The organism is Leisingera sp. MMG026 (genome assembly GCF_021654205.1).
Lineage (GTDB): Bacteria > Pseudomonadota > Alphaproteobacteria > Rhodobacterales > Rhodobacteraceae > Leisingera.
In genome coordinates this window covers 42,664-64,176 of sequence record NZ_JAKFZM010000012.1, presented here as the reverse complement: position 1 = coordinate 64,176, position 21,513 = coordinate 42,664, and the positions used below count along the sequence as shown (strand labels likewise).

Annotated in this window: 17 protein-coding genes and 1 pseudogene; 10 read left to right on the top strand and 8 right to left on the bottom strand. The window is 61.6% G+C overall.

Going from position 1 to position 21,513, the window contains the following annotated elements; all coding sequences use genetic code 11:
* Window positions 1-10 precede the first annotated feature (10 nt).
* Window positions 11-1,555 (bottom strand): annotated as a pseudogene (locus L1069_RS08630) (trimethylamine methyltransferase family protein).
* Between L1069_RS08630 and L1069_RS08625 the strand changes: the two are divergent.
* On the top strand, window positions 1,498-2,394 hold the full coding sequence (locus L1069_RS08625; protein WP_343328051.1) for a LysR substrate-binding domain-containing protein: 897 nt from the start codon (window positions 1,498-1,500) through the stop codon (window positions 2,392-2,394). The pseudogene L1069_RS08630 and the gene L1069_RS08625 sit on opposite strands and share 58 nt — an antisense overlap.
* A 9-nt stretch (window positions 2,395-2,403) precedes the next feature.
* Here the strand turns inward: L1069_RS08625 and L1069_RS08620 are convergent, their stop codons facing one another.
* Window positions 2,404-3,072 carry a GntR family transcriptional regulator gene (locus tag L1069_RS08620; protein ID WP_129371890.1) on the bottom strand — a complete coding sequence of 223 codons (669 nt, stop codon included), beginning with the start codon at window positions 3,070-3,072 and terminating at the stop codon, window positions 2,404-2,406.
* A 101-nt stretch (window positions 3,073-3,173) separates the two neighbouring features.
* Window positions 3,174-3,788: an XRE family transcriptional regulator gene (locus L1069_RS08615; RefSeq protein ID WP_237455381.1), complete on the bottom strand. Its 615-nt coding sequence runs from the start codon at window positions 3,786-3,788 to the stop codon at window positions 3,174-3,176.
* A gap of 173 nt (window positions 3,789-3,961) precedes the next feature.
* Between L1069_RS08615 and lpdA the strand changes: the two genes are divergently transcribed.
* From lpdA to L1069_RS08575, 8 genes are all read left to right on the top strand, one after another.
* Window positions 3,962-5,344: a dihydrolipoyl dehydrogenase gene (gene lpdA / locus L1069_RS08610; protein WP_237455380.1), complete on the top strand. Its 1,383-nt coding sequence runs from the start codon at window positions 3,962-3,964 to the stop codon at window positions 5,342-5,344.
* Window positions 5,345-5,362: 18 nt separating this feature from the next.
* Window positions 5,363-6,307, top strand: a complete 945-nt coding sequence (gene lipA, locus L1069_RS08605) for a lipoyl synthase (RefSeq protein ID WP_237455379.1) — start codon at window positions 5,363-5,365, stop codon at window positions 6,305-6,307.
* A gap of 25 nt (window positions 6,308-6,332) precedes the next feature.
* Window positions 6,333-7,748: a sodium:alanine symporter family protein gene (locus tag L1069_RS08600; protein WP_129371894.1), complete on the top strand. Its 1,416-nt coding sequence runs from the start codon at window positions 6,333-6,335 to the stop codon at window positions 7,746-7,748.
* A gap of 71 nt (window positions 7,749-7,819) precedes the next feature.
* Window positions 7,820-8,233 (top strand): universal stress protein, encoded by a 414-nt coding sequence (locus tag L1069_RS08595; protein WP_134830447.1) that lies wholly within the window; start codon window positions 7,820-7,822, stop codon window positions 8,231-8,233.
* A gap of 23 nt (window positions 8,234-8,256) precedes the next feature.
* Window positions 8,257-9,354, top strand: a complete 1,098-nt coding sequence (gene gcvT, locus L1069_RS08590; RefSeq protein ID WP_129371896.1) for a glycine cleavage system aminomethyltransferase GcvT — start codon at window positions 8,257-8,259, stop codon at window positions 9,352-9,354.
* Window positions 9,355-9,375: 21 nt separating this feature from the next.
* Window positions 9,376-9,741 carry a glycine cleavage system protein GcvH gene (gene gcvH, locus L1069_RS08585; RefSeq protein WP_237455378.1) on the top strand — a complete coding sequence of 122 codons (366 nt, stop codon included), beginning with the start codon at window positions 9,376-9,378 and terminating at the stop codon, window positions 9,739-9,741.
* A gap of 118 nt (window positions 9,742-9,859) precedes the next feature.
* Window positions 9,860-12,718, top strand: a complete 2,859-nt coding sequence (gene gcvP, locus L1069_RS08580; RefSeq protein WP_237455377.1) for an aminomethyl-transferring glycine dehydrogenase — start codon at window positions 9,860-9,862, stop codon at window positions 12,716-12,718.
* 74 nt (window positions 12,719-12,792) lie between these two features.
* On the top strand, window positions 12,793-13,797 hold the full coding sequence (locus L1069_RS08575) for a helix-turn-helix domain-containing protein (protein ID WP_237455376.1): 1,005 nt from the start codon (window positions 12,793-12,795) through the stop codon (window positions 13,795-13,797).
* A gap of 66 nt (window positions 13,798-13,863) precedes the next feature.
* Here the strand turns inward: L1069_RS08575 and L1069_RS08570 are convergent, their stop codons facing one another.
* The 4 genes from L1069_RS08570 to L1069_RS08555 all read right to left on the bottom strand — a co-directional run bounded on the left by L1069_RS08570 (window position 13,864) and on the right by L1069_RS08555 (window position 18,493).
* Window positions 13,864-15,156: an ABC transporter permease gene (locus tag L1069_RS08570; RefSeq protein WP_237455375.1), complete on the bottom strand. Its 1,293-nt coding sequence runs from the start codon at window positions 15,154-15,156 to the stop codon at window positions 13,864-13,866.
* Window positions 15,153-16,073, bottom strand: a complete 921-nt coding sequence (locus L1069_RS08565; protein ID WP_129371900.1) for an ABC transporter permease — start codon at window positions 16,071-16,073, stop codon at window positions 15,153-15,155. Before L1069_RS08565 ends, L1069_RS08570 begins: the two co-directional genes overlap by 4 nt.
* A 13-nt stretch (window positions 16,074-16,086) precedes the next feature.
* Window positions 16,087-17,199 carry an ABC transporter ATP-binding protein gene (locus tag L1069_RS08560; RefSeq protein ID WP_237455374.1) on the bottom strand — a complete coding sequence of 371 codons (1,113 nt, stop codon included), beginning with the start codon at window positions 17,197-17,199 and terminating at the stop codon, window positions 16,087-16,089.
* 169 nt (window positions 17,200-17,368) lie between these two features.
* On the bottom strand, window positions 17,369-18,493 hold the full coding sequence (locus tag L1069_RS08555) for an extracellular solute-binding protein (protein ID WP_129371902.1): 1,125 nt from the start codon (window positions 18,491-18,493) through the stop codon (window positions 17,369-17,371).
* A gap of 431 nt (window positions 18,494-18,924) precedes the next feature.
* Between L1069_RS08555 and L1069_RS08550 the strand changes: the two genes are divergently transcribed.
* Window positions 18,925-19,899 (top strand): LysR family transcriptional regulator, encoded by a 975-nt coding sequence (locus L1069_RS08550; RefSeq protein WP_129371903.1) that lies wholly within the window; start codon window positions 18,925-18,927, stop codon window positions 19,897-19,899.
* Window positions 19,900-19,911: 12 nt separating this feature from the next.
* On the opposite strand, the gene L1069_RS08545 is transcribed toward L1069_RS08550, so the two are convergent.
* Window positions 19,912-21,429 (bottom strand): trimethylamine methyltransferase family protein, encoded by a 1,518-nt coding sequence (locus L1069_RS08545; protein WP_237455373.1) that lies wholly within the window; start codon window positions 21,427-21,429, stop codon window positions 19,912-19,914.
* Window positions 21,430-21,513: the final 84 nt, after the last annotated feature.

The following is a 21,513-nucleotide window of genomic DNA, read 5'->3' as shown; positions in this document are numbered from 1 at the left end:
TGGTCCTGCATCATGCCCGCCCGATTTGCGCCCGGCTCAGGCAAATATTGAACCGCCCGCGCAGTTCCTGGTCCTTGCCGTCCGAAATATGGGCGGGGAAGTGGCCGGCCAGCAGCTCCCGCGCCTTGTCCCTGGCCACCTCGCCAATCGCGCGCGCGCCCTGCTCTTCCCACTCCCGCGGGGTCTGGCGGTCATCCAGATGCGGATAGAAGTAATCGGATTTCATCCGGCTGAAGGTGTGGCGGTGGCCCAGGTAATGGCCTTAGCCGCGGCAGACCTCAGCGATCACCTCAGCGCCGATGTTTTCCGCAGTCACCTCCACCCCGCGCAGGGTCCGCAGAATGTTACCGATCATGTCGTTGTCGACCACATAAGCCTCCAGCGACACGCCCAGAAGGCTTGCCTGCATGCCGCAGGCCTGGGTGATCAGGTTGGAACCGGAATGGGCGGCGGAAGACACGGCCAGGTTCTTCTCGCTGCCATTCTGGGCATCCAGCATCTTGGAGCCGGTGATGCCGGCAATCGAGGTCACAGGCAGGTTATAGAACCGCCCCATCTGCGCGGCTGCTGCCATCAGGATCGCCTGTTCGCCGCCGCCTGCGCACATTGACCCGGTGCGCAGGTCGGAAATCAGCGGCTTGGCACCATAGGTCGCGGCGGCATTCGGGTCGACGAGCCGGGCAAACACCAGCCCGGCCAGGGTTTCCGCCACGGCCTGCACCAGCGAGCCCGCAATGGTTGCCGGGCTGGTGGCGCCTGCTTGGCCTGCCGAAATCAGCTGCACCGGGAAGCCTGCCAGAACCGCGGCCTCCAACGTGTCCAGCGCCTCCTCGGCAAAGCGCATCGGCGGCACCACGTGGCAGACCATCACCGTCAGGAAGGGACGCGCGCGAAAGGCCTCTTCGGATCCGGCCAGCGCATAGCACAGCTCCGCCAGCTGCTGCACATTTCCAGGTTCGGAAACCGACACCGATACATGTTTGGAGGTGCCCATCAGGCCGGTATAAGCGGTGTTCAGGTCCATATCCGCCACGTTCCCAACATCGCGGGCCACCACCGAGCGGCTGAAATGGTGAATGTTTTCCATCGCATCGCAAATGCGCGCCGCGTCATAGAGGTCTTTCAGCGTGCCATCCCGTTAGCGCCCGTCCTCAAGGTCAAAGACCCCGGGCGCGCCGCCGCCCGAGCTCATGTGGACGCGATGGCCGGACAGGTTCAGGTCATTGCGCGGATCCTGGCCAAATAGCACCACATCGCGGCGGGCTTCCTTGATGGTTTTCAGAACCAGCGCCCGTGGGAACAGCAGCCGCTTGTCTTGCGTGCAGCTGCCACCCGCAGCGCAGATTTTCGCGATCATCGAAGGTGTTGCCTGGCTCAGTCCCAGTGTCTCCAGCAGCAACAGCACCGCCTCGTTGATCTTAACCTCATCCGCATCGCTCAGGGGCCGGAACCGGCCGCCCTCAATACCGCCCCAGACCGGCGGGTTGTCTTCTGCCGGTGCGCTTTCGGCTTCGATCCGGGCTTCTCTGCCGCGGCGGCGCGCTCTTGCAGCCATTTTCTGCCTCGGGCGGAATTCCTTTGCACATAGGCGTCTCACCCACCGCCGTCAGCCATCACATTCGCGGGCTGGAGGCCTATTTGAACATCCGGCTTTTCACCCGTGATGGCCGTCAGGTGCATCTGACGGACGACGGCACGCGGCTGGCGGACGGCGCCTCGCAGGCATTCAGGATCCTGGAGGCCACAGTGAACTCAGTGGCCCGCTGGCCCGAGAAAACCACGATCCGCATTGCCTTGGGCCCCAGCTTTGCCACCTGCTGGCTGCTGCCCCGCTTTGCCGGCTTCTGTGCGGAATTCCCGGATATAGAACTGAAGCTGGTGCGGACCCCGCTGCAAGTCGCGCCGCAGAATGTGGACGCCGACATCTTTATCACCTGGGGCGACGGGCGCTTTCCCGGCATGATTTCCGAACCATTGGTCAGCATGCTGTCGGCCCCTGTGGCCAGCCCGGCGCTGCTGGAGCAGCTGAGGCATCCGCAGTCACCTGCCGGCCTGATGCGCTTTCCGCTGATCCACCAGCGCGACACCCTGGGCTGGAACGCCTGGTTCATGCAGGCCGGGGTCCGGCTGGACGGCCCGCTGCCCGGTCCGGTCATTGAGGACACAAATGTGGTGCTGCAGGCCGCTGCGTCCGGGCAGGGTATCGTAATGGGGTGGATTCCGCTGATCGACACCGATCTGCAAAGCGGAGTGCTGGTGCAGCTGTTCGATACAACCGTCAGCGAGAACCGCGCCTATTACCTGGTCCGGCCGGAAGCAGGCCCGAATGAAGGTGTCACCAGCGCTATCAGCGGCTGGCTGCTTGCCCAGACACTCCCAGCACCGGTAGCCTGAGAACAGGTATCAGGACCGGGTCAGAACGGGAAAATGCGCCAGCAACGAGGTTTTGGCCGCTTGAACATGCGCTTTGGTCAGTTCTGCAGCACGAGTGGCATCGCCCTCTTCGCAGGCCGCCAGGATCGCGATATGCTCCCGCTCGGCACGCTCCATACCGTCGCTCATGACCAGCTGCGCACGGATGTAGCGGTCGATCCGGTCCATCGCGCTGCGGGCTGCTTCGCGAAAATAGGTCAGCGCACTGGCACTGTAGAGCGCGTCGTGGAACTCCCGGTTCAGAACACCCCACTCCATCGGGTTCTTGCAGCCGGCAAAGGCCTCGCAATGCAACCGCGCGCTGGCCAGAAGCTCCTGTGACATCCGCGGGACCGCATCACGGATGATCTCCGGCTCCAGCAGCGCGCGGAAATCAAATATCTCCGCCGCTTCATCCGCCGACAGCCCGGCGACAACCGCGCCCTTGAAGCGCTGTGTCTTAACCAGCCCGTATTCCTCCAGCCGCGAAATTGCCTCCCGCACCGGGATCCGGCTGGTATTGAAGCGGCGTGCAATTTCTTCTTGGCGGAGCGGTTCGCCCTCCTCCAGCCGGCCATCGATGATCGCACTGCGCAGCGCCTCAAACACTGCAGCGGAAGCCGAAGCAGCTGTTGAGATATCAATCGGGTCCAGTTTCATCGCAATGCCTCTCCTTTCAGACAGATGTACGTGAACCTGCCCGTCCGGAAAAGCGGCATAACCGTCAGCCCGGGCTTACGGACCTGCGGGCGGTTTCCCCGTCACACTTCCAGCGACACCCACAGCACCCTGGCATCTTCGTTGCTGACCGACACACAGCCGTGGCCCATACCGCTGTCATAATAGACTGAGTCCCCCGCCCCCATACGAAGCGGCCGGTAGTGTTCCGTGTAAAGGATCAGTTCGCCGCTCAGCACAAACATGAATTCTTCGCCCTGGTGGCGGACCCAATTGTCGAACTCCGTCACGTCACGTGCCTTGATGGTGCTGATATAGGGCACCATGCGCTTGCTGGTCAGCTCGCTGCACAGCAGTTCATGATCATAGGTCGAAGTTTCCTTGTGCTCACCCAACCCGGTGCGGGTGAAATCCCGGCGCCCGGTGACGCCGCTTTGCCCGGACTGCACAAACAACTGCGGCGTTTCCAGTTCCAGCGTCTGCATCAGGCGGCGGATGATCTCGAAACTGGGCCGGGTCTGGTTGTTCTCGATCTTCGACAAAGTCGAGCGCCCGATGGCGGCAGCACGCGCTGCTTCCTCCAGCGTCAGCCCCTTTTCCTTGCGGGCGTCGCGAATCATTTTCCCCAGGACTTCGCCGTCCGGAGCCTCCATCGCCTCCGGGCCCAGCCCTGTTTCTTCTGAGGGAATTGGTTCCATTCGTGCAAATTCTCCTGTTCCGCAAACAGCTTAGCTTTGATGTATTCACGGGTCAAAATTTCCGTGATGGAACTTTTTGTTTGCAAGAGGGGAAAAGTTTCCTATAGGAGACGAAACGTCGTATACGGAAGCATACGTGCCGGTCCTGAACCGCATTTCGGAGGAGAATCCACATGAGCGCATATGATCTGATTGTGATCGGGGCCGGTCCGGGCGGTTATGTCGCAGCAATCCGTGCTGCACAACTGGGTCTTAAGGTCGCCTGCGTCGAAGGCCGCGGATCGCTGGGCGGCACCTGCCTCAATGTTGGCTGCATCCCCTCCAAAGCGCTGCTGACCTCCTCCGGTAAGTATGCCGAACTGTCCCATCTGGCCGCGCATGGCATTGCCGTTGAGGGCGCCAGCCTGGATCTGGGCGCGCTGATGGCGCGCAAGGACAAGATTGTCGGCGACCTGACCAAGGGCATCGCCTTTCTGTTCAAGAAGAACGGTGTCGACCATATTGAAGGCTGGGCCAGCATTCCGGCCCCCGGCCAGGTGCAGGTCGGCGAAGCGGCTTACGCCGCAAAGAACATCCTGATTGCCACTGGTTCGGAACCCAGCCCCCTCCCCGGCGTGGATATCGACGAGGTGGACGTGCTGAGCAGCACCGGTGCGCTGGCGCTTGAAGCCGCGCCGGAGCACCTGGTGGTGATCGGCGCCGGCGTGATCGGGCTTGAACTCGGTCAGGTCTGGTCACGTCTCGGATCCAAGGTGACGGTTGTGGAATACCTTGACCGTATCCTGCCCGGCATCGACGGCGAGATCGCCAAGCTGTCCCAGCGGGCGCTGTCCAAGCGCGGGCTGAAATTCCAGCTGGGCCGCGCGCTGAAGACCATTGACAAGGGTGAGACCGGCCTGACCCTGACCCTGGACCGTGTCGGCAAGGACAAGGAAGAGCAGATCGAGGCCGACAAGGTGCTGATCGCCATCGGCCGCCGCCCGGTGACCCGCGGTCTGGGTCTGGAAGACCTCGGTGTCTCGATCAACGCCCGCGGCTTCATCGAGGTGGATGAAACGTTCCAGACCTCAGTGCCCGGCATCTTTGCCATCGGCGACTGCGTGCCCGGCCCGATGCTGGCCCACAAGGCTGAGGAAGACGGTGTTGCCTGTGTCGAACTATTGGCCGGCGAGCACGGCCATGTGGATTACAACACCGTCCCCGGCGTTGTGTACACCGACCCCGAAGTTGCCTCGGTCGGCCAGACCGAAGAAGCGCTGAAAGAGGCCGGTGTCGAATACATCACTGGCAAGTTTGCCTTTATGGCCAACTCCCGCGCGCGTTCCACCGGCGATACCGACGGCGCCGTCAAAGTGCTGGCAACGCCCGGGGGCAAGATCCTTGGCGCCCATATCTGCGGCGCGCATGGCGGTGATTTAATTGCCGAATTGGTGCTTGCGATGACAAAAGGTGCTACTATCGAGGAGGTTGCACGGACTTGCCATGCGCATCCTGCGATGGGTGAGGCGGTGAAAGAAGCCTGCCTTGACGCACTTGGCCGTGCCATCCACGCCTGACCTGGAGGGATATGCGAGATGACGATCCAGCTAAGACCCCGCCACCCGGAAAAGGCCCATAAGACCGACAGCGCTATCCCGCGAAAGCCCCAGTGGATCCGCAAGAAAAAGATCGAAAGCGCCGAGTATTACGAGACCCGCAAACTGATGCGGGAGCATGACCTGGCCACTGTCTGCGAAGAGGCCGCCTGCCCCAATATCGGCGAGTGCTGGTCCAAGCGTCACGCCACCATGATGATCATGGGCGAGGTCTGCACCCGCGGCTGTTCCTTCTGCAATGTGACCACCGGAAGGCCGGACACACTGGACGCGTTTGAGCCGGGCCGGGTGGCGGCTGCGGTCAAAAAGCTGGGCCTGCGCCATGTGGTGATCACCTCCGTTGACCGGGATGATCTGGAGGACGGCGGCGCCGGGCACATCGCCCAGACCATCCGCGCCACCCGTCATCAGAACCCCGGCACTACAATCGAGGTGCTGACCCCGGATTTCCTGGGCAAGGGCGACGCAGCGGAGGCCGTGTTCGAAGCCGCCCCGGATGTATTCAATCACAACCTGGAAACCGTGCCGCGCCTCTACCCGCGGGTGCGTCCCGGTGCGCGCTATTACACCTCGCTGCGGCTGCTGGACGACGCCAAACGCGCCAACCCGCAGCTGTTCACCAAGTCGGGCATCATGGTCGGCCTTGGCGAGACCCTGGAGGATGTGCGCCAGGTGATGGACGACCTGCGCGCGGCACAGGTCGATTTCCTGACCGTGGGCCAGTACCTGCAGCCCACCGCCAAACACCACCCGATCGACCGGTTCTGGTCGCCGGAAGAATTCGCGCAGCTGGAACAGATTGCCCGGTCCAAGGGCTTTCTTCACGTGTCGGCCACGCCGCTGACCCGTTCATCGTTCCACGCGGATGAAGATTTTGCCGCCCTGAAAAAGGCCCGTCAGATGGCCTTGGCAAAGGGTATTTAACTAAAACGCAATCGGGAGGAGACCCATGGAAGCGTTAAACTCAGTAGTCGGCTGGCTAAATGGTGTTGTGTGGGGCGTACCCATGCTCGTCATGATACTCGGCGTCGGCTTTTTCCTGCAGGTAGGCCTGAAGTTCATGCCAATCCTGAAAATCGGCACCGGCTTCAGCCTGCTGTTCAAAGGCCGTGAAGGCCAAGGCGAAGGCCAGATCAGCCCGTTCAACGCGCTGATGACCTCACTGTCGGCCACCATCGGTACCGGCAACATCGCCGGTGTTGCCACCGCGGTGTTCCTGGGCGGCCCCGGCGCGCTTTTCTGGATGTGGATGACCGCTCTGGTCGGCATGGCCACCAAATACGCCGAAGCTGTCTGCGCGGTGAAATACCGTGAAAAAGACGAGCTGGGCAATTTCGTCGGCGGCCCGATGTACTACATCAAAAACGGCCTCGGCGCGAAATGGGCCTGGCTGGGCGTTGCGTTCGCATTGTTCGGCGGTGTGGCTGCTTTCGGCATCGGCAACGGTGTGCAGGCCAATGGTGTGGCTCAGGTTCTGGAAACGAACTTTGGTGTGAACACCTCGGTCACCGGCGTGATCCTGATGGTTCTGACCGCAGCCGTTATCCTGGGCGGCATCACCCGCATCGGTGCGGTTGCCGGCAAACTGGTTCCATTCATGGCGATTGCATACATCATTGCAGGCCTGCTGGTTTTGCTGCTGAATGCTGGTGCAATCGGCAATGCGATCAGCCAAGTCTTTACCTATGCCTTTACACCCTGGGCCGCAAAAGGCGGCGCAGCAGGCGCGGCTGTCTGGCTGGCGATCCGCTTTGGCGTGGCTCGCGGCGTTTTCTCGAACGAAGCGGGCCTCGGCTCGGCTCCGATCGCCCACGCAGCGGCTGAGACCAAAGGTCCAGTTAACCAGGGCCTGATCGCGATGCTGGGAACCTTCATCGACACCATCATCGTGTGCTCGATCACCGGTTTGGCGATTATCGCTTCTGGCGCGCTCGACGCATCTGTGGCTGATTTCCTGGCCAACGGTGAAACCGAAGGGTTCAAGGCCATTTCCGGTGCGGCACTGACCTCGCTGGCATTCGAAACCACCTTGCCCGGCATCGGCGGCTCACTGATTGCAGTCGCCCTGTCGATTTTTGCCTTCACCACCATTCTGGGCTGGTCCTTCTACGGCGAGAAATGCATCGAATTCCTGCTGGGTGTGAAGTCGCTGATCCCCTACCGTGTCCTGTGGATCGTCATGATCTACTTCGGCGCAACTGCTGATCTGGGCTTCATCTGGCTGCTGGCGGATACGCTGAACGCCATGATGGCCATTCCTAACCTGATCGCCCTGGCCCTGCTGAGCCCGATCGTCTTCAAACTGACGAAAGAGTTCTTTGCCACCGGCGGCAAGTCGGAAGAAGCCGGCACAGCCGCCAAGTAACCGACCTCTTTGGGGGGCTGTAGCGGCCCCTCAGCCCCTTGCACTCATTTTACCACCTGAGGTGATGACAGATGGCCACGAAAATCCTGCTGACACTTGATCACAACGATGACCGGTCCTGGAAAAAGGCGCTTCCGCTTGCTTTGGAGCAGGCCAAGTTCTACGGTGCGGAGCTGCACGCTGTTTCGGTCATCCCCGAGATCATTCAACTGCCCAACCTGCCCGCCAACTATGGCGCCGGCGCCAAGGATCATGTGCGCAAGGCCGTGCAGGCGATCCTGGACAACGCCAGCGCTTCCGATGTGCCGGTGCATATCGAAGAAGGCAGCGTTTACCGCGAAATTCTCAAGCTTGCCCACAAAGAAGGCTTTGACATGATTGTCATGGCATCGGCCAAGGGCGACTTCCCGAACTATGAAATCGGCCCGAACCTAGCACGTGTCGTGCGCAACGCGCATTGCACCGTTATGGTTGTCCGTGACTGACCCCGTTTGAAAGGCTCAAGACTATGACCGACGCACCCAAACGCACCCCGCTTTATGACCTGCACGTCGAGCTTGGCGGCAAGATCGTCGATTTTGCCGGCTGGGAAATGCCGGTGCAGTATCCCATGGGCATCATGGGCGAGCACAAGCAGTGCCGCGAGAAAGCCGCTCTGTTTGACGTCTCCCACATGGGTCAGGTGATCCTGCGCGGCGACAATGTGGGCGAGAAGCTGGAAACGCTCTGCCCGCAGGCCTTTGCCACCCTGAAAGAAGGCAAGGCCCGCTACGGCTTCTTCACCAACGAGGACGGCGGCATCATGGACGATCTGATCGTCTCCAACGCCGGTGACCACTACTTTGTTGTGGTGAACGCGGCGCTGCGCCACCAGGACATCCCGCATATGCAGGCCAACCTGGACGGCGTCGAAGTCACCGAGATCTTCGACCGCGCGCTGGTTGCCGTCCAAGGCCCCAAGGCCGAGGATGTTGTGGGCGAATTGTGCCCTGCCGCCCGTGAGCTGAAGTTCATGGAAACCGTCCTGGCCGATATCGGCGGTGTAGAATGCCGCATCTCGCGCCTTGGCTACACCGGCGAGGACGGCTACGAGATTTCGATCCCGGACGCGGACGCAATCCGTGTGTCCAAACTGTTCCTGGCCCATGACGACTGCGAACCCGCAGGCCTTGGCGCCCGCGACAGCCTGCGCCTTGAGGCCGGTCTGTGCCTCTATGGCAACGACATCGACCAGTCGACCTCCCCGATCGAGGCCTCGCTGAACTGGGCCATCCAAAAGCGCCGCCGCGAAGAAGGCGGCTTCCCCGGTGCCGCCCGCATCCAGAAAGAACTGGCCGAAGGCACGGCCAAAAAGCTGGTCGGCATCAAGCCCGAAGGCCGGGCACCGGCCCGCCAAGGCGTGGAAGTCCAGAGCGAAGGCGGCGATACTCTTGGTGCCATCACCTCGGGCAGCTTCGGCCCCACCGTCGGCGGCCCGGTTGCCATGGGCTATGTTGCGGCAGATCATAGCGCAGCAGGCACCAAGGTGAACCTCATCATCCGCGGCAAGGCACAGCCGGCTGAAATCACCGCCCTGCCCTTCGTCACACAGAACTACAAACGCTAAGACATCATCAGGAGAGTCAAAATGGCCACCTATTATTCCGAAGACCATGAATGGATCACCGTTGAAGGCGATGTGGCAACCCTGGGCATCACCCAGCACGCCGCCGATCAGCTGGGCGAAGTTGTCTTTGTCGAGCAGCGCGAAACCGGCGACGAGTTCGAAAAAGGCGGCGAAATCGGCGTGATCGAGTCGGTGAAAGCAGCCTCCGAAATCTACGCACCGCTGGACGGTGAAGTGGTCGAGGTGAACGAAACCCTGGCCGACAACCCCGGCGCCCTGAACGAAAGCCCGGAAGCCGACGCCTGGATTTACAAGATCAAGCTGTCGGACGCGTCCCAGCTGGACGATCTGATGGATCTGGACGGCTACAAGGCCCTGATCGGCTGAACCTGTCTGCGGATCCGCTGCCGTTTGCGCGGATCCGCCCCTTCTTCTGGCTGAAAATATCCCCGCCGGAGGCTCCCGTGCTTCCGGCCGGACGTGACCCTTTCAAAGGAACGCTGCAATGGCCTTCAAACTTACCGATTACGAAGCCTATGACTTTGCCAACCGGCGCCACATCGGCCCGTCTCCGCAAGAGATGGCCGACATGCTGCAGGTGATCGGCTTCAAAACCCTGGACGAGCTGATCGACGCCACCGTGCCGCCCGCCATCCGCCAGAAAGAGGCGCTGGACTGGGGCCCGGCAATGACCGAGCGCGACGCCCTCTTCCACATGAAAGAAGTGGCATCCAAGAACAAGGTTCTGACCACGCTGATCGGTCAGGGCTATTACGGCACCACCACCCCGGCGCCGATCCTGCGCAACATCCTGGAAAACCCGGCCTGGTACACCGCCTATACGCCCTATCAGCCGGAGATCTCCCAAGGCCGTCTCGAGGCGCTCTTGAACTTCCAGACCATGGTCAGCGACCTGACCGGCCTGGACATCGCCAACGCCTCGCTGCTGGACGAAGCAACCGCCGCCGCCGAAGCCATGTCGATGGCGCACCGCGGTTCGCGCTCCAAGGCAAACAACGCCGCCTTCTTCGTCGACAAGAACTGCCACCCGCAGACCGTCGCCGTGATCCAGACCCGCGCCGAGCCTCTGGGCATCGACGTGGTGGTTGCGGATCCCGACGATCTGGATCCGGGCGCGGTCTTCGGCGCCATCTTCCAGTACCCCGGCACCTACGGCCATGTGCGCGACTTCACATCGGAAATCGAAGCCATCCACGCGCACAAGGGCATCGCCGTTGTCGCCGCCGACATCCTGTCGCTGGCCCTGCTGAAATCGCCGGGTGAAATGGGTGCTGATATCGCCATCGGCTCGACCCAGCGTTTTGGCGTTCCGATGGGTTACGGCGGCCCGCACGCGGCCTATATGGCGACCACCGACAAGCTGAAGCGCGCCATGCCCGGCCGCATCATCGGTGTGTCCGTCGATGCCCGCGGCAACAAGGCCTACCGCCTGGCGCTGCAAACCCGCGAACAGCACATCCGCCGCGAAAAGGCCAACTCGAACGTCTGTACCGCACAGGCGCTGCTGGCTGTTATCGCGTCGATGTATGCGGTCTACCACGGCCCCGACGGCATCAAGGCGATTGCTCAGTCGGTGCACCGCAAGACCTCGCGCCTGGCGGCCGGCCTGGAGGAGAACGGTTTCAAGGTTGAGCCGGAAGTCTTCTTCGACACCATCACTGTCGATGTTGGCCCGCTGCAAAAAACCGTCATGGAAGCAGCCGTTGCCCGCGGCGTCAACCTGCGCAAAGTGGGTGAAGACCGCATCGGCATCTCGCTGGACGAACAGACCCGCGCCGGGACCATCGAAGCCGTCTGGGCAGCCTTTGGCATCGACAAGAAAGACGACAGCGTCGCAAACCGCGCCTACCGTCTGCCCGACTATGCGCTGCGTGAAAGCGAGTATCTGACCCACCCGATCTTCCACAAAAACCGGGCCGAAGCAGAAATCACCCGCTACATGCGCCGTCTGGCCGACCGCGACCTGGCGCTGGACCGTGCGATGATCCCGCTCGGCTCCTGCACCATGAAGCTCAATGCCACCATCGAAATGATCCCGGTCACTTGGCCGGAATTCGGCAACCTGCACCCCTTCTGCCCCGAAGATCAGGCGCAGGGCTACCACCAGATGATCGACGATCTGAACGACAAACTGTGCCAGATCACCGGCTATGATGCGATCTCCCAGCAGCCGAACTCCGGTGCGCAGGGCGAATACGCGGGCCTTTTGACCATCCGCAACTACCATGCGTCGCGCGGCGAAGCGCACCGCAACATCTGCCTGATCCCGACCTCCGCACATGGCACCAACCCGGCTTCGGCGCAGATGGTGGGCTACAAGGTGATCCCGGTTAAAGCGGACGACAGCGGCAACATCGACGTCGCCGACTTCCGTGCCAAGGCCGAGCAGCACAGCGACAACCTTGCGGCTTGCATGATCACCTACCCGTCGACCCACGGTGTGTTCGAGGAAACCGTGCAGGAGGTCTGCCAGATCACCCATGATCATGGCGGTCAGGTCTATATCGACGGCGCCAACATGAACGCCATGGTGGGCTTGGCCCAGCCGGGCAAGATCGGCGGCGACGTTTCGCACCTGAACCTGCACAAGACCTTCTGCATTCCGCACGGCGGCGGCGGCCCCGGCATGGGTCCGATCGGCGTCAAGGCGCATTTGACCGAGCACCTGCCGGGCCACCCGGAATACGGCACCGCAGTTGGTCCGGTTTCGGCGGCTCCGTTCGGCTCGCCTTCGATCCTGCCGGTCAGCTGGGCCTACTGCCTGCTGATGGGCGGTTCGGGCCTGACCCAGGCGACCAAGGTTGCGATCCTGAACGCCAACTACATCGCAGCGCGCCTCAAGGATGCCTACAAGATCCTCTACACCTCGGAAACGGGCCGTGTGGCGCATGAATGCATCCTGGACACCCGCCCATTGGCTGATGACGGCAACGTCACCGTCGACGACGTTGCCAAACGTCTGGTCGATTCGGGCTTCCACGCCCCGACCATGTCCTGGCCGGTGGCGGGTACGCTGATGGTGGAACCCACCGAATCCGAGCCCAAGGATGAGCTGGACCGCTTCTGCGACGCCATGCTGTCGATCCGCTCGGAGGCGCAGGATATCATCGACGGCAAGATCGATCCTGAAAACAACCCGCTGAAGCACGCGCCGCACACGGTGCGCGACCTGGTGGGCGAATGGGACCGTCCCTACAGCCGCGAACAGGCCTGCTTCCCTCCGGGCAACCTTGGCGTCGACAAATACTGGCCGGCTGTGAACCGGGTGGACAACGCCTATGGCGACCGCCACCTGATCTGCACCTGCCCGCCGATGTCGGACTACGAAGAAAACGAAGCCTGATCCTTTCAGGCTCCGCGCCCTGCCGGCACCGCCCGGCAGGGCACCCCCGCATGACCCGCTCAGAGGAGAGAATGATGTCCCGTCTCGAACCGCTGACCGTGCCAGCTTCCCAGCACTCCGCTGACAGCGCGGCACTCGCCCGCTTCCACGACGTCGAAATCATCCTGCCGCAGGCCGAACCCCCTGCCGCGGCGCAGATGATTTGCGAAGTTTTCCGCGCCGCCAATGATCTTTTTCCGGACAGCGGCTACCGAACAGCCGTGCGCAACCTCAGCTCGCAAATGCGCGCCGTGCCCGCGGGGTGGAAACCGCAGACGGTCATTTTCCTGGGTGGTATCTCCAGCCGCTGGCCGCTCAATTCCGGAGAAAAGGCCAGCCTGCAGCGGATCTGCCGCCAGGCGCAACGCTGCCTGTTTGCCGGCAGCGCCATCTTCCTGCTGGCCGAGTCCGGTCTGCAGGCGGCATTCGAGACTGCGGTGCATTCGAATTTCGCCGCCGCCGCAGAGGAAGAGCAGCTGACCTGCGCCCCGGCCGGCACGCTGACTACCGCCGCCGGCCGCATCAACACTGCCGTCAGCAGCTTTGCCGCCCTGCGCCTGCTGGCCGGTTTCCTGCGCGCCGACCGCGGGCCGTTCATTGCCGATGCGGTCTGCGACTATCTCGGCCTGGCTTTTGGCCCGGCATCGGAACAATCCAGAATATCGCTGCAACTGCGCCAGACCGCCGGCGGCGACGCGCTGATCGTCAAGATCCTCGACCTGATGCAGCAGAACCTCGAAGAACCGCTGCTGATCCGCGACATTGCCCAGCAGGCCGGGGTCTCTCCGCGCAAGCTGGAGCGCCGCTTTCAGCAAAAAACCCGCACCAGCCCGCTGGCTGCCTATCGCAGGCTGCGGATTGAGAAGGCCCGTCAGCTGTTGCTGCACACCACCCTGCCGCTGGCCGAGATCGTCGCCGCCACCGGCTTTGGCTCGCGCAGCAACCTCACCGAATGGTTCAAGCGGGAATACAAAACCAGCCCGCTGGCTTTCCGCAAACAATACTACGCAGACAGCCACCCGGCAGGATCCGCCGCCTGAGAACAAGCTGGATCATGCATGTAAAAAGGCGGCCCTAAAGCCGCCTTTTGTCTGTTTGGGCCAGGTTCAATTGCCTGATCCGCTGTCCTCGCCGTCATTTGAGAGGGCGCCGGGGTCAAAGACATTGCCGAAACCGGAGCTGTTGCCCTGCGGCTCCTGCTCGGTCTCTGCGCCATCCTCTTCGTCCCCCGACAGGCTGCCGGGCGCAAAGACCCCGCCAAAGCCGGAATTGTTGCCGGTGCCGTTTGCGGGTGCGGATTGGGCCGGGGCGCCGCCCTGCTCTTCCAGCTGCTGCTGGCGGCGCAGTTCACGCTGACGGCGCAGCTCCTGGATGCGCTCTTCAGTCTCCAGGCGCTTTTGCTCCTGAATGTCGGCAATGCACTGCTGCGGGCTGTAGACCGTGGCGGTCCCCACCACTGCCACCGTTGCACAGGCCACAACAACCAGCGCCACCGCCGCAACATTGGAACTAAGGAACCCGGGCAGCCGCAGCTTGCCGTTTTCCAGTTCCTCCACCGTCGCCTTCTTACGGGCCGCTGCGACCAGTTCCTTGCGGCGGATGCCGGCCTCGTTCGCCAGCGCTGCAAACACCGTCAGCACCACGATGATAAAGGCCAGCGCCGAGATCGCCGGGGTGATGCCATAACGCACCTTCTGCGCCAGTTCGATGGTCAGCGTCGGGTATTCGCCGAAGGTGAAGGTGGTGGTGTTGTAGTTCTCAAAACTGGCCAGGAACGCCAGCACCGCGGCCGACGCGATGGCCGGCCGCATGAACGGCAGCAGCACCTTGCGGAAGGCCTGGGCATGGGTGGCGCCCAGATCCAGTGCCGCCTCGGTCAGCGCAATGTCGTAGCGCTGCAGGCGCGCCACCAAGACCAGCATGCAGTAGCTGGCGATGAAGGTCGACTGGCCGATGATGGTCAGGAACAGGCCGTTCGACAGCCAGCTGTCCGCGCCCAGCCCCAGCATCCGGTTGATCCGGTCCCAGAACACCAGGGTCGAGATACCAATGACCACGCCGGGGATCAGGATCGGCGCGATGATGATGGTGTAATAGGTCGCGCGCAGCTTAGGCCAGATCTGGGTCAGCATCAGCGCCCCTGCCAGCCCCATCGACACCGACAGCACAATCGTGCCCGCCCCCACCAGGACAGAGTTCCAGATCCCGTTCAAAATCCGTTCGTCCTGGAACAGGGCCGAGAACCATTCAAAAGTCAGGCACTCCCAGGGAGTCATCCGCGGAAACGAAGGCGAGTTGAAGGCAGTGGCCGACATGATCACCAGCGGCCCCAGCAGGTAGGCAAAGAAGATCGCCAGATAGACCCAGAGGCTTATGCGCATAAAGGAGAAGTTCTTCATTTGCCGATATCCCCCATGTTGACCTTGAACAGCCGCATGATGGCCAGCACCAGCAGGATACAGGTGACCAGCAGCACCACCGCGTAAGCCGCGCCCTGCGGCCAGTCGGAGTTGTCATTGAACTGCTGATAGATCAGCTGGGTGAACCACAAGGAAGACGGTCCGCCAAGGATCTGCGGTGCCGCCAGCGCGCCTGCCGACAGCATGAACACCATGGTGCAGCCCGAGGAAATACCCGGTTTAGCGTAGGGAATGACCACCCGCTGGTGGATCTTGGTCCAACTGGCGCCCATATCCCGCGCCGCCTCGATCTGGTTGCGGTCCAGGCTTTCGATCACGTTGTAGATCGGGAAGATCATCAAGAGGATGTAGGCATAGCCCAAACCGGCATAGAGCGCGATATCATTGCGGATAAAGTCAAACGGGGTGTCGAATACCCCCAGCCCCACCAGCATGTTATTAAGCACGCCGGTCTCGCCGAAGATGATGCGCAGTGCAAAGGCGCGCAGGATCTCGTTGATCCAGTAAGGGATGATCAGCATCAGCGCGAAGATGCGGATGTGATTGCCCTTGGTCTGGGCCAGATAATAGGCGATCGGGTAGCACAGGATCAGGTTGAAGATGGTGACGCAGACCGCTGCCACCAGGGTGCGGAAGAAGACATTGAGGTCGACAGCGTTGTAGCTCTGGCTGCCGCCTTCCGGTCCGAACACCAGATATTTGTAGTTTTCGACCGTATAGACGTCCTTGGGGCCGCCGATCTCTGGCGGCGGCAGGTTGGGACGGAATGAGAAGTCGAGCATCGACAGCTGCGGCAGAATAATCAGGCCGATGGTCCAGAACAGGACCAGGCCCAGCATCAGACTGCCCATGCCGAAACCGTTGCGTTTGAAGAACTCCCTCAGGAAGCTTGGCATGACATGGGCCTCCTCATTCCGCGGCCAGCTCACCGGCGGGAACACAGACGGCGTTTTTCGTCTCGTATTCCAGGGTGATGTTCTGGCCGGTGTGGTCATCAAAGGACTGACCCAGGTTGGGGATCGAGACCTTCAGCTCCTTACCGCCGTCGCCTTCCATGAAGATGTTGAAGCTATTGCCCTCGAACTCCTCGTGGTTGACACGTGCGGTCACGAAATGGTCGCCCGCCGCGCCCTGGGATGCCAGCGCAAAGGCCTCGGGACGGATGAACATCATCGCCTCGTCGCCTTCTTTCATGCGGCCCTGGTTGGCGGTGGAAACCCGCGCCACCAGATCGCCTGACCGGTTGGTGGCGATCAAGGCCTCGTCGCCCATCACCCGCTTCACCTTGCCGCGGAAGACGTTGTTTTCGCCCACGAAAGACGCCGCAAAGGCGGTGGCCGGATCGTTGTAGATGGTTTTGCCATCACCGATCTGGTCAATCACCCCCGCCTTCATCACCGCGATATTGTCGGACATGGTCAGCGCCTCGCCCTGATCGTGGGTGATGTAGATAAAGGTGATGCCGACCCGCTGCTGAATCTCGCGCAGCTCGGTGCGCATATGCTGGCGTAGCTTCAGATCGAGCGCCGACAGCGGTTCATCAAGCAGCAGCACATCGGGTTCGGCGCACAAGGCGCGCGCAATGGCCACCCGCTGACGCTGGCCGCCAGACAGTTCGGAGGGCAGTTTGTCGCCCTGTCCCGGCAGCGCGATCATGTCCAAAAGCTCATCCGCGCGCTTGCGCCGCTCCCTGGCCGAGGCGCCCTTGATCTCCATGGAAAACGTGATGTTCTCCCAGACCTTCATCAGCGGAAACAGCGCCAAATTCTGAAAGATCAGCGCGGTCGGGCGCTTGTTCGGCCCGATCCCCTTCATGTTATTGCCGCCAATCAGCACCCGGCCGTCGCTTGGCTCAAGAAAGCCTGAGACCGCCCGCAGGATGGTGGTTTTGCCGCAGCCCGAGGGCCCCAGAAAGGAGAAAAAATCCCCTCCATTGATGTTCACATTGGCATCGCGCACGGCGACAAAGTCACCGAACCGGATCCAAAGATTCTCGAGATCAACGCCGACCCCAGCACTCATTTGGCTTCTCCCCAGGGTGCAGATCCCCATTCCGGTGGCGCTCCACCGGCCCCGCAAGACCTGCTTCCCTTGTATTGTTGTTGATTGCGCCGTCCCGGCTGGCAGCCAGCGGCACGAAACCGGCCCCCGGGATAGATCTCCCGGGGGCCCGCATGATCAGGCGCTTCGCTTAGGCGCTTTTGAACTTGTTGACGAATTCGGTCCGCACGTCCGCATACCACGGCGCCTCGGCAGGCCATGGGTTCAGATTGGCCAGCGAGTTGCCCGGATAGGCTTCGGCAAAGTTCTTTTTGTAGACATCGCCCGAGTGGCTGTCGGCGCCCAGAACCGGCGAGTTGTAGCCATGGCTGTCGATTGCTTTGCCTGCCGGCTCCTGCTCGTAAGCGTAAGAGACAAAGGCATAAACCTGCTCTTCGTTCTTGGCGCCAACCGGCATCGAGATGCCGTCGACCCAAGCCATCGAGCCTTCGACCGGTGCCTGATAGTGCACAGGTTCGCCAGCAGATTTAAGCGCCAGCGGCGGGCCGTCCCAGGTCTGGCCGACCACCACGCCCTCGTTCAACAGGCCGTTCTTTTGGGTGTCCGCATCGTTCCAGATCAGTTTGATCCGGTTCTTGCGCGCCACGCACCAATCGGTGACCTGGCCCCAGACCTTACGCATGGTTTCCTCGTCGTCGTAAGCCGCCCAGATCGAGCCTGGCTCCATCTCGCCCGAGGCTTCCATGTAAAGACCCGCGCCCAGCATCATCGAATGCGCCCGGCCCATGGTCTTGCCGGCATTTTCTTCCGACCAGACATCGCCATAAGACGGCGCGTCACCGGCCGGCAGCCATTTGTCGGTACGGTAGGCAATGCCTTCGGTGCCCCAGATATGCGGCAGCCAATGCACGCCCGAACCGCCAAAGTTCCAGGCGTCGGTGCCGATCTTGGCCATCGCAGGGTTCACCGCGTCAATGTTGACCTTGTTCATGTCGAACGGCTTTAGCAGTTCCAGCGGCCCCCACTGCAGCGAGCGGTTGTTGGTCGGCGAAACGATGTCGAAACCCTGGCCCTTGGTGGCCTTCATCTTGTTGATGATTTCTTCGTTGGAACCGATACCGGTGTAATTCACCTTGATGCCGGTCTTGGCCTCGAAACCCGCGATGAATTCGGGCGGCAGATAGTCCGACCACATCAGAATGTTCACTTCGCCGGAAGACGCCAGCGCGCTTTTTGAGTAAAGCGGTGCCGCCAGTGCAGCAGCACCCGCGCTTTTCAGCACCGTGCGGCGGCTGATTGAAGTCTTTGCTGTCATATCCAGTTATCTCCCTTTGGACTGTTGTTTGTTGTTCTTATTGTTTCAACCGTGAAACCTTGCGGAGTCATACGCCCCGCCTACAGTGACAGTTTCCAAAACTGATAAGGCCAGAGTTTTCGCAATCCGGCTTTGCATAACGCCAGTTTCGGTGCAGTTAAATATCCTCCACGACAATGCATCGGCTGAAAAACCATCGCTGTGGCTGCAGTGTGCGCCCGTCGGCGCGAGGCGTCAATGTTCATAAACCCTTTACAAGGCAGCGGCATTTTCCGCGCAGGCGCAGGAAGCAGCTGCGCAAGGAGCGGATTGCCTGCGTAACAGCCCAACCGCATCCGGCCCGGCCATGGTGTCCAGCTTATTGGCAAGAATTGGCGAAAATCTAAAAAACCCCTCATGACGCAGCCGCGCAATTGTGGGAGACATATCCGATGCCCAGCCACTCCGCCCGCAAAGATCTGAGCCTGAAAGGGCTGGAACTGTTTCAGATCACCGCCCGCAAAGGGTCTTTGCAGGACGTGTCCGACGAGACCGGCCTGTCAGTCAGCACAATTTCGCACCACCTGCGCAATCTTGAGGATCATCTGGGTGTGGAGCTGTTCAACCACAGCCGCCGCCCCATGGTCCTGACACCCAAAGGCCAGGTTTTCCTGCGCAGCATCGGCGATGCGCTGCACACGATCCGCAAGGCCAAGGCGGAGGCTTCGGCCGGGAACATTTCCGAGGCCAGCTATCTTCGGCTTGGCACGATCGAGGATTTTGACAGCGACATCATCCCTGAACTGGCCGTATTCCTGTCCACCAGCATGCCGCGCTGCGATTTCATGTATCAGACCGATTCAAGCCATGCGATCCTGGCCATGCTGCGTGACCGGCAGCTGGATCTGGGCATCACCACCACCCCGTCTGAGCGATTGCGCGATCTGCAGGACAGGCCGCTGTTGCGCGATCCCTTTGTTGCGGTGCTGCCCAAATCAGACGAACCCATGCTGCAGGAGGTTATCGAAGGCCGCAGCACGCTGCCCTTCCTGCGCTTTGCCAGCAACCAGATCATTTCCCGCCAGATCGAAACCCAGTTGCGGCGGATGGGCCTGTCGCTGCCGCACCGGTTCGAATGCGCCAGCAATCAGACACTGATGGCCATGGTGGCAGCGGGTGCCGGTTGGACGATCACCACGCCGCTGCTGTTTTCCCGCGCCAAGCTGTTCCAGCCCAAACTGCAAATGGTCGCTTTTCCGGGCAAAAGCTTCTCGCGCACATTGGCCATCGTTTCGACGCCGGATTGCTCGCGCTCGATTCTTGATCTGGTCGACAGCCGGATGCGCACACTGATTGCTGATCACGCGATAAAGCCGTTCCAGCAAAGCACGCCCTGGCTTGCGGACAGCTTCACCCTGATCTCTTGACTGCCCCGCATCTCAATAGATCTTGAACCGCGCCCGGATCTCCCGGTCCTGCTCTGCGGTCAGATACGCTGGCTGATGGGTCTGCAATATTTTCTGCGCCCGCACCCGCGCCTGTGCCCAGGCATCCAATCCGCCCTTTTCCGTCCAGGTGCGCGGCTCGTCCCGGTCCGCAATCGCCGGATAGAAATAATCCCGCTCCATCGCCGCCAAAGTATGCTGGCCGCCCAGGAAGTGCCCCTCGCCCAGCACCGCCGCGCAGATCGCCTCGAACCCGAGGTTTTCTTCGCTCACCTCAATTCCGCGCAGGGCGCGGTAGGTGTGGGAATGCATCTCGTCATCCAGCACGAAGCCTTCAAAACTTACCCCCAGAAGGGATGCCGTCATGCCCGAGCTTTCATAGATCAGATTGCCCCCTGCCAGCGCTGCCGCCAGCGAAGTCAGCCCCTTCTCAGCCCCGTATTGCGCATCAATCGCCTTGGCGTCGGTCATAGAGCATGCCACGCCAGAGGGCAGCCCCAGCCAGTTCGACAGCTGCGCCGAGGCCGCATTCAGCACCGCCGTCTCGCCGCTGCCGCCAGAAAACGCGCCTGTACGCAGGTCAATCACCAAAGGCCAGTTGGAGAACACCATCGGGAAACCCGGCTGGATCGCATGGACCATCACCAGGCTGGCCAGGGTCTCGGCCAGTGATTGCGCCAGAAATCCCGCCAATGTGGCGGGTGCCGTTGCCCCGGCCTGGGCCGCAGTGATGCAGGACATTGGAATGTTGTGCCTGATACATTCATAGACAACGTCCACCGCATCCTCGCCATACCGCATAGGAGAGATGACCGGGCTGATATGCGCCTTGACGAAGGGACGTTTGGAGAACTCCCCCGGACCGCCTGCTGCGATATCCAGCATCTCCACAATCGGTGCCACATGCTCAGCCAGTGTGAACGACGTTGCCACCGGTTTGGTGGTGTTCTTCAGCAACGCATAGACCGTGTTCACGTCCAGGTCGTAATTATCCGGCACATCTGTTGCCACGCAACAGCGGGTGAACCAGGTGACATTGGCCAGGGTATCCTGCAGCCTGGTAAAGTCATGCAGGTCGGTCAGCGTCGAAGGCCGGTACACCCCGCTTTCCATATCCAGTGTCTGCACAGCCGCGCCGCCGGTGCCGAAATGCACCGCATTGCCGCCCACAGTGATTGAGCGGCTGTCATCGCGCCCATGCAGGACAAAGGTTTTGGCCGCCTGATCAATCGCCTGCTCCACCAGTTGCGGCGGGAATAGTACCCGCCCGGAGCCATCGTCCTGCGCCCCTGCCGCCAGCAGATCGGCGTGCAGCCGGGGCGGAACTTCCCCCATGCCAAGCTTGGCCAGCAATTCCAGTGAAGTGGAGTAAACCCGTTCCAGTTCCTCAGGGGTCAGCGGTTTATAGGCCCCGCCGATCTGGCCCGGCGGACAGGGATCCACGGCAGGCTTTGCCGCCCTCTGCGCCAAACGCTCCTGGCGCCCGCCCCGTTTGGCTCGCTGCTCTGCCATTCTTGTGACCTCCTGAGGTAAATCTTGCCCCAATGTTCCCGGCACAGCCGCAGGCTGGCAATCACAGCAGCATAACTGACAATT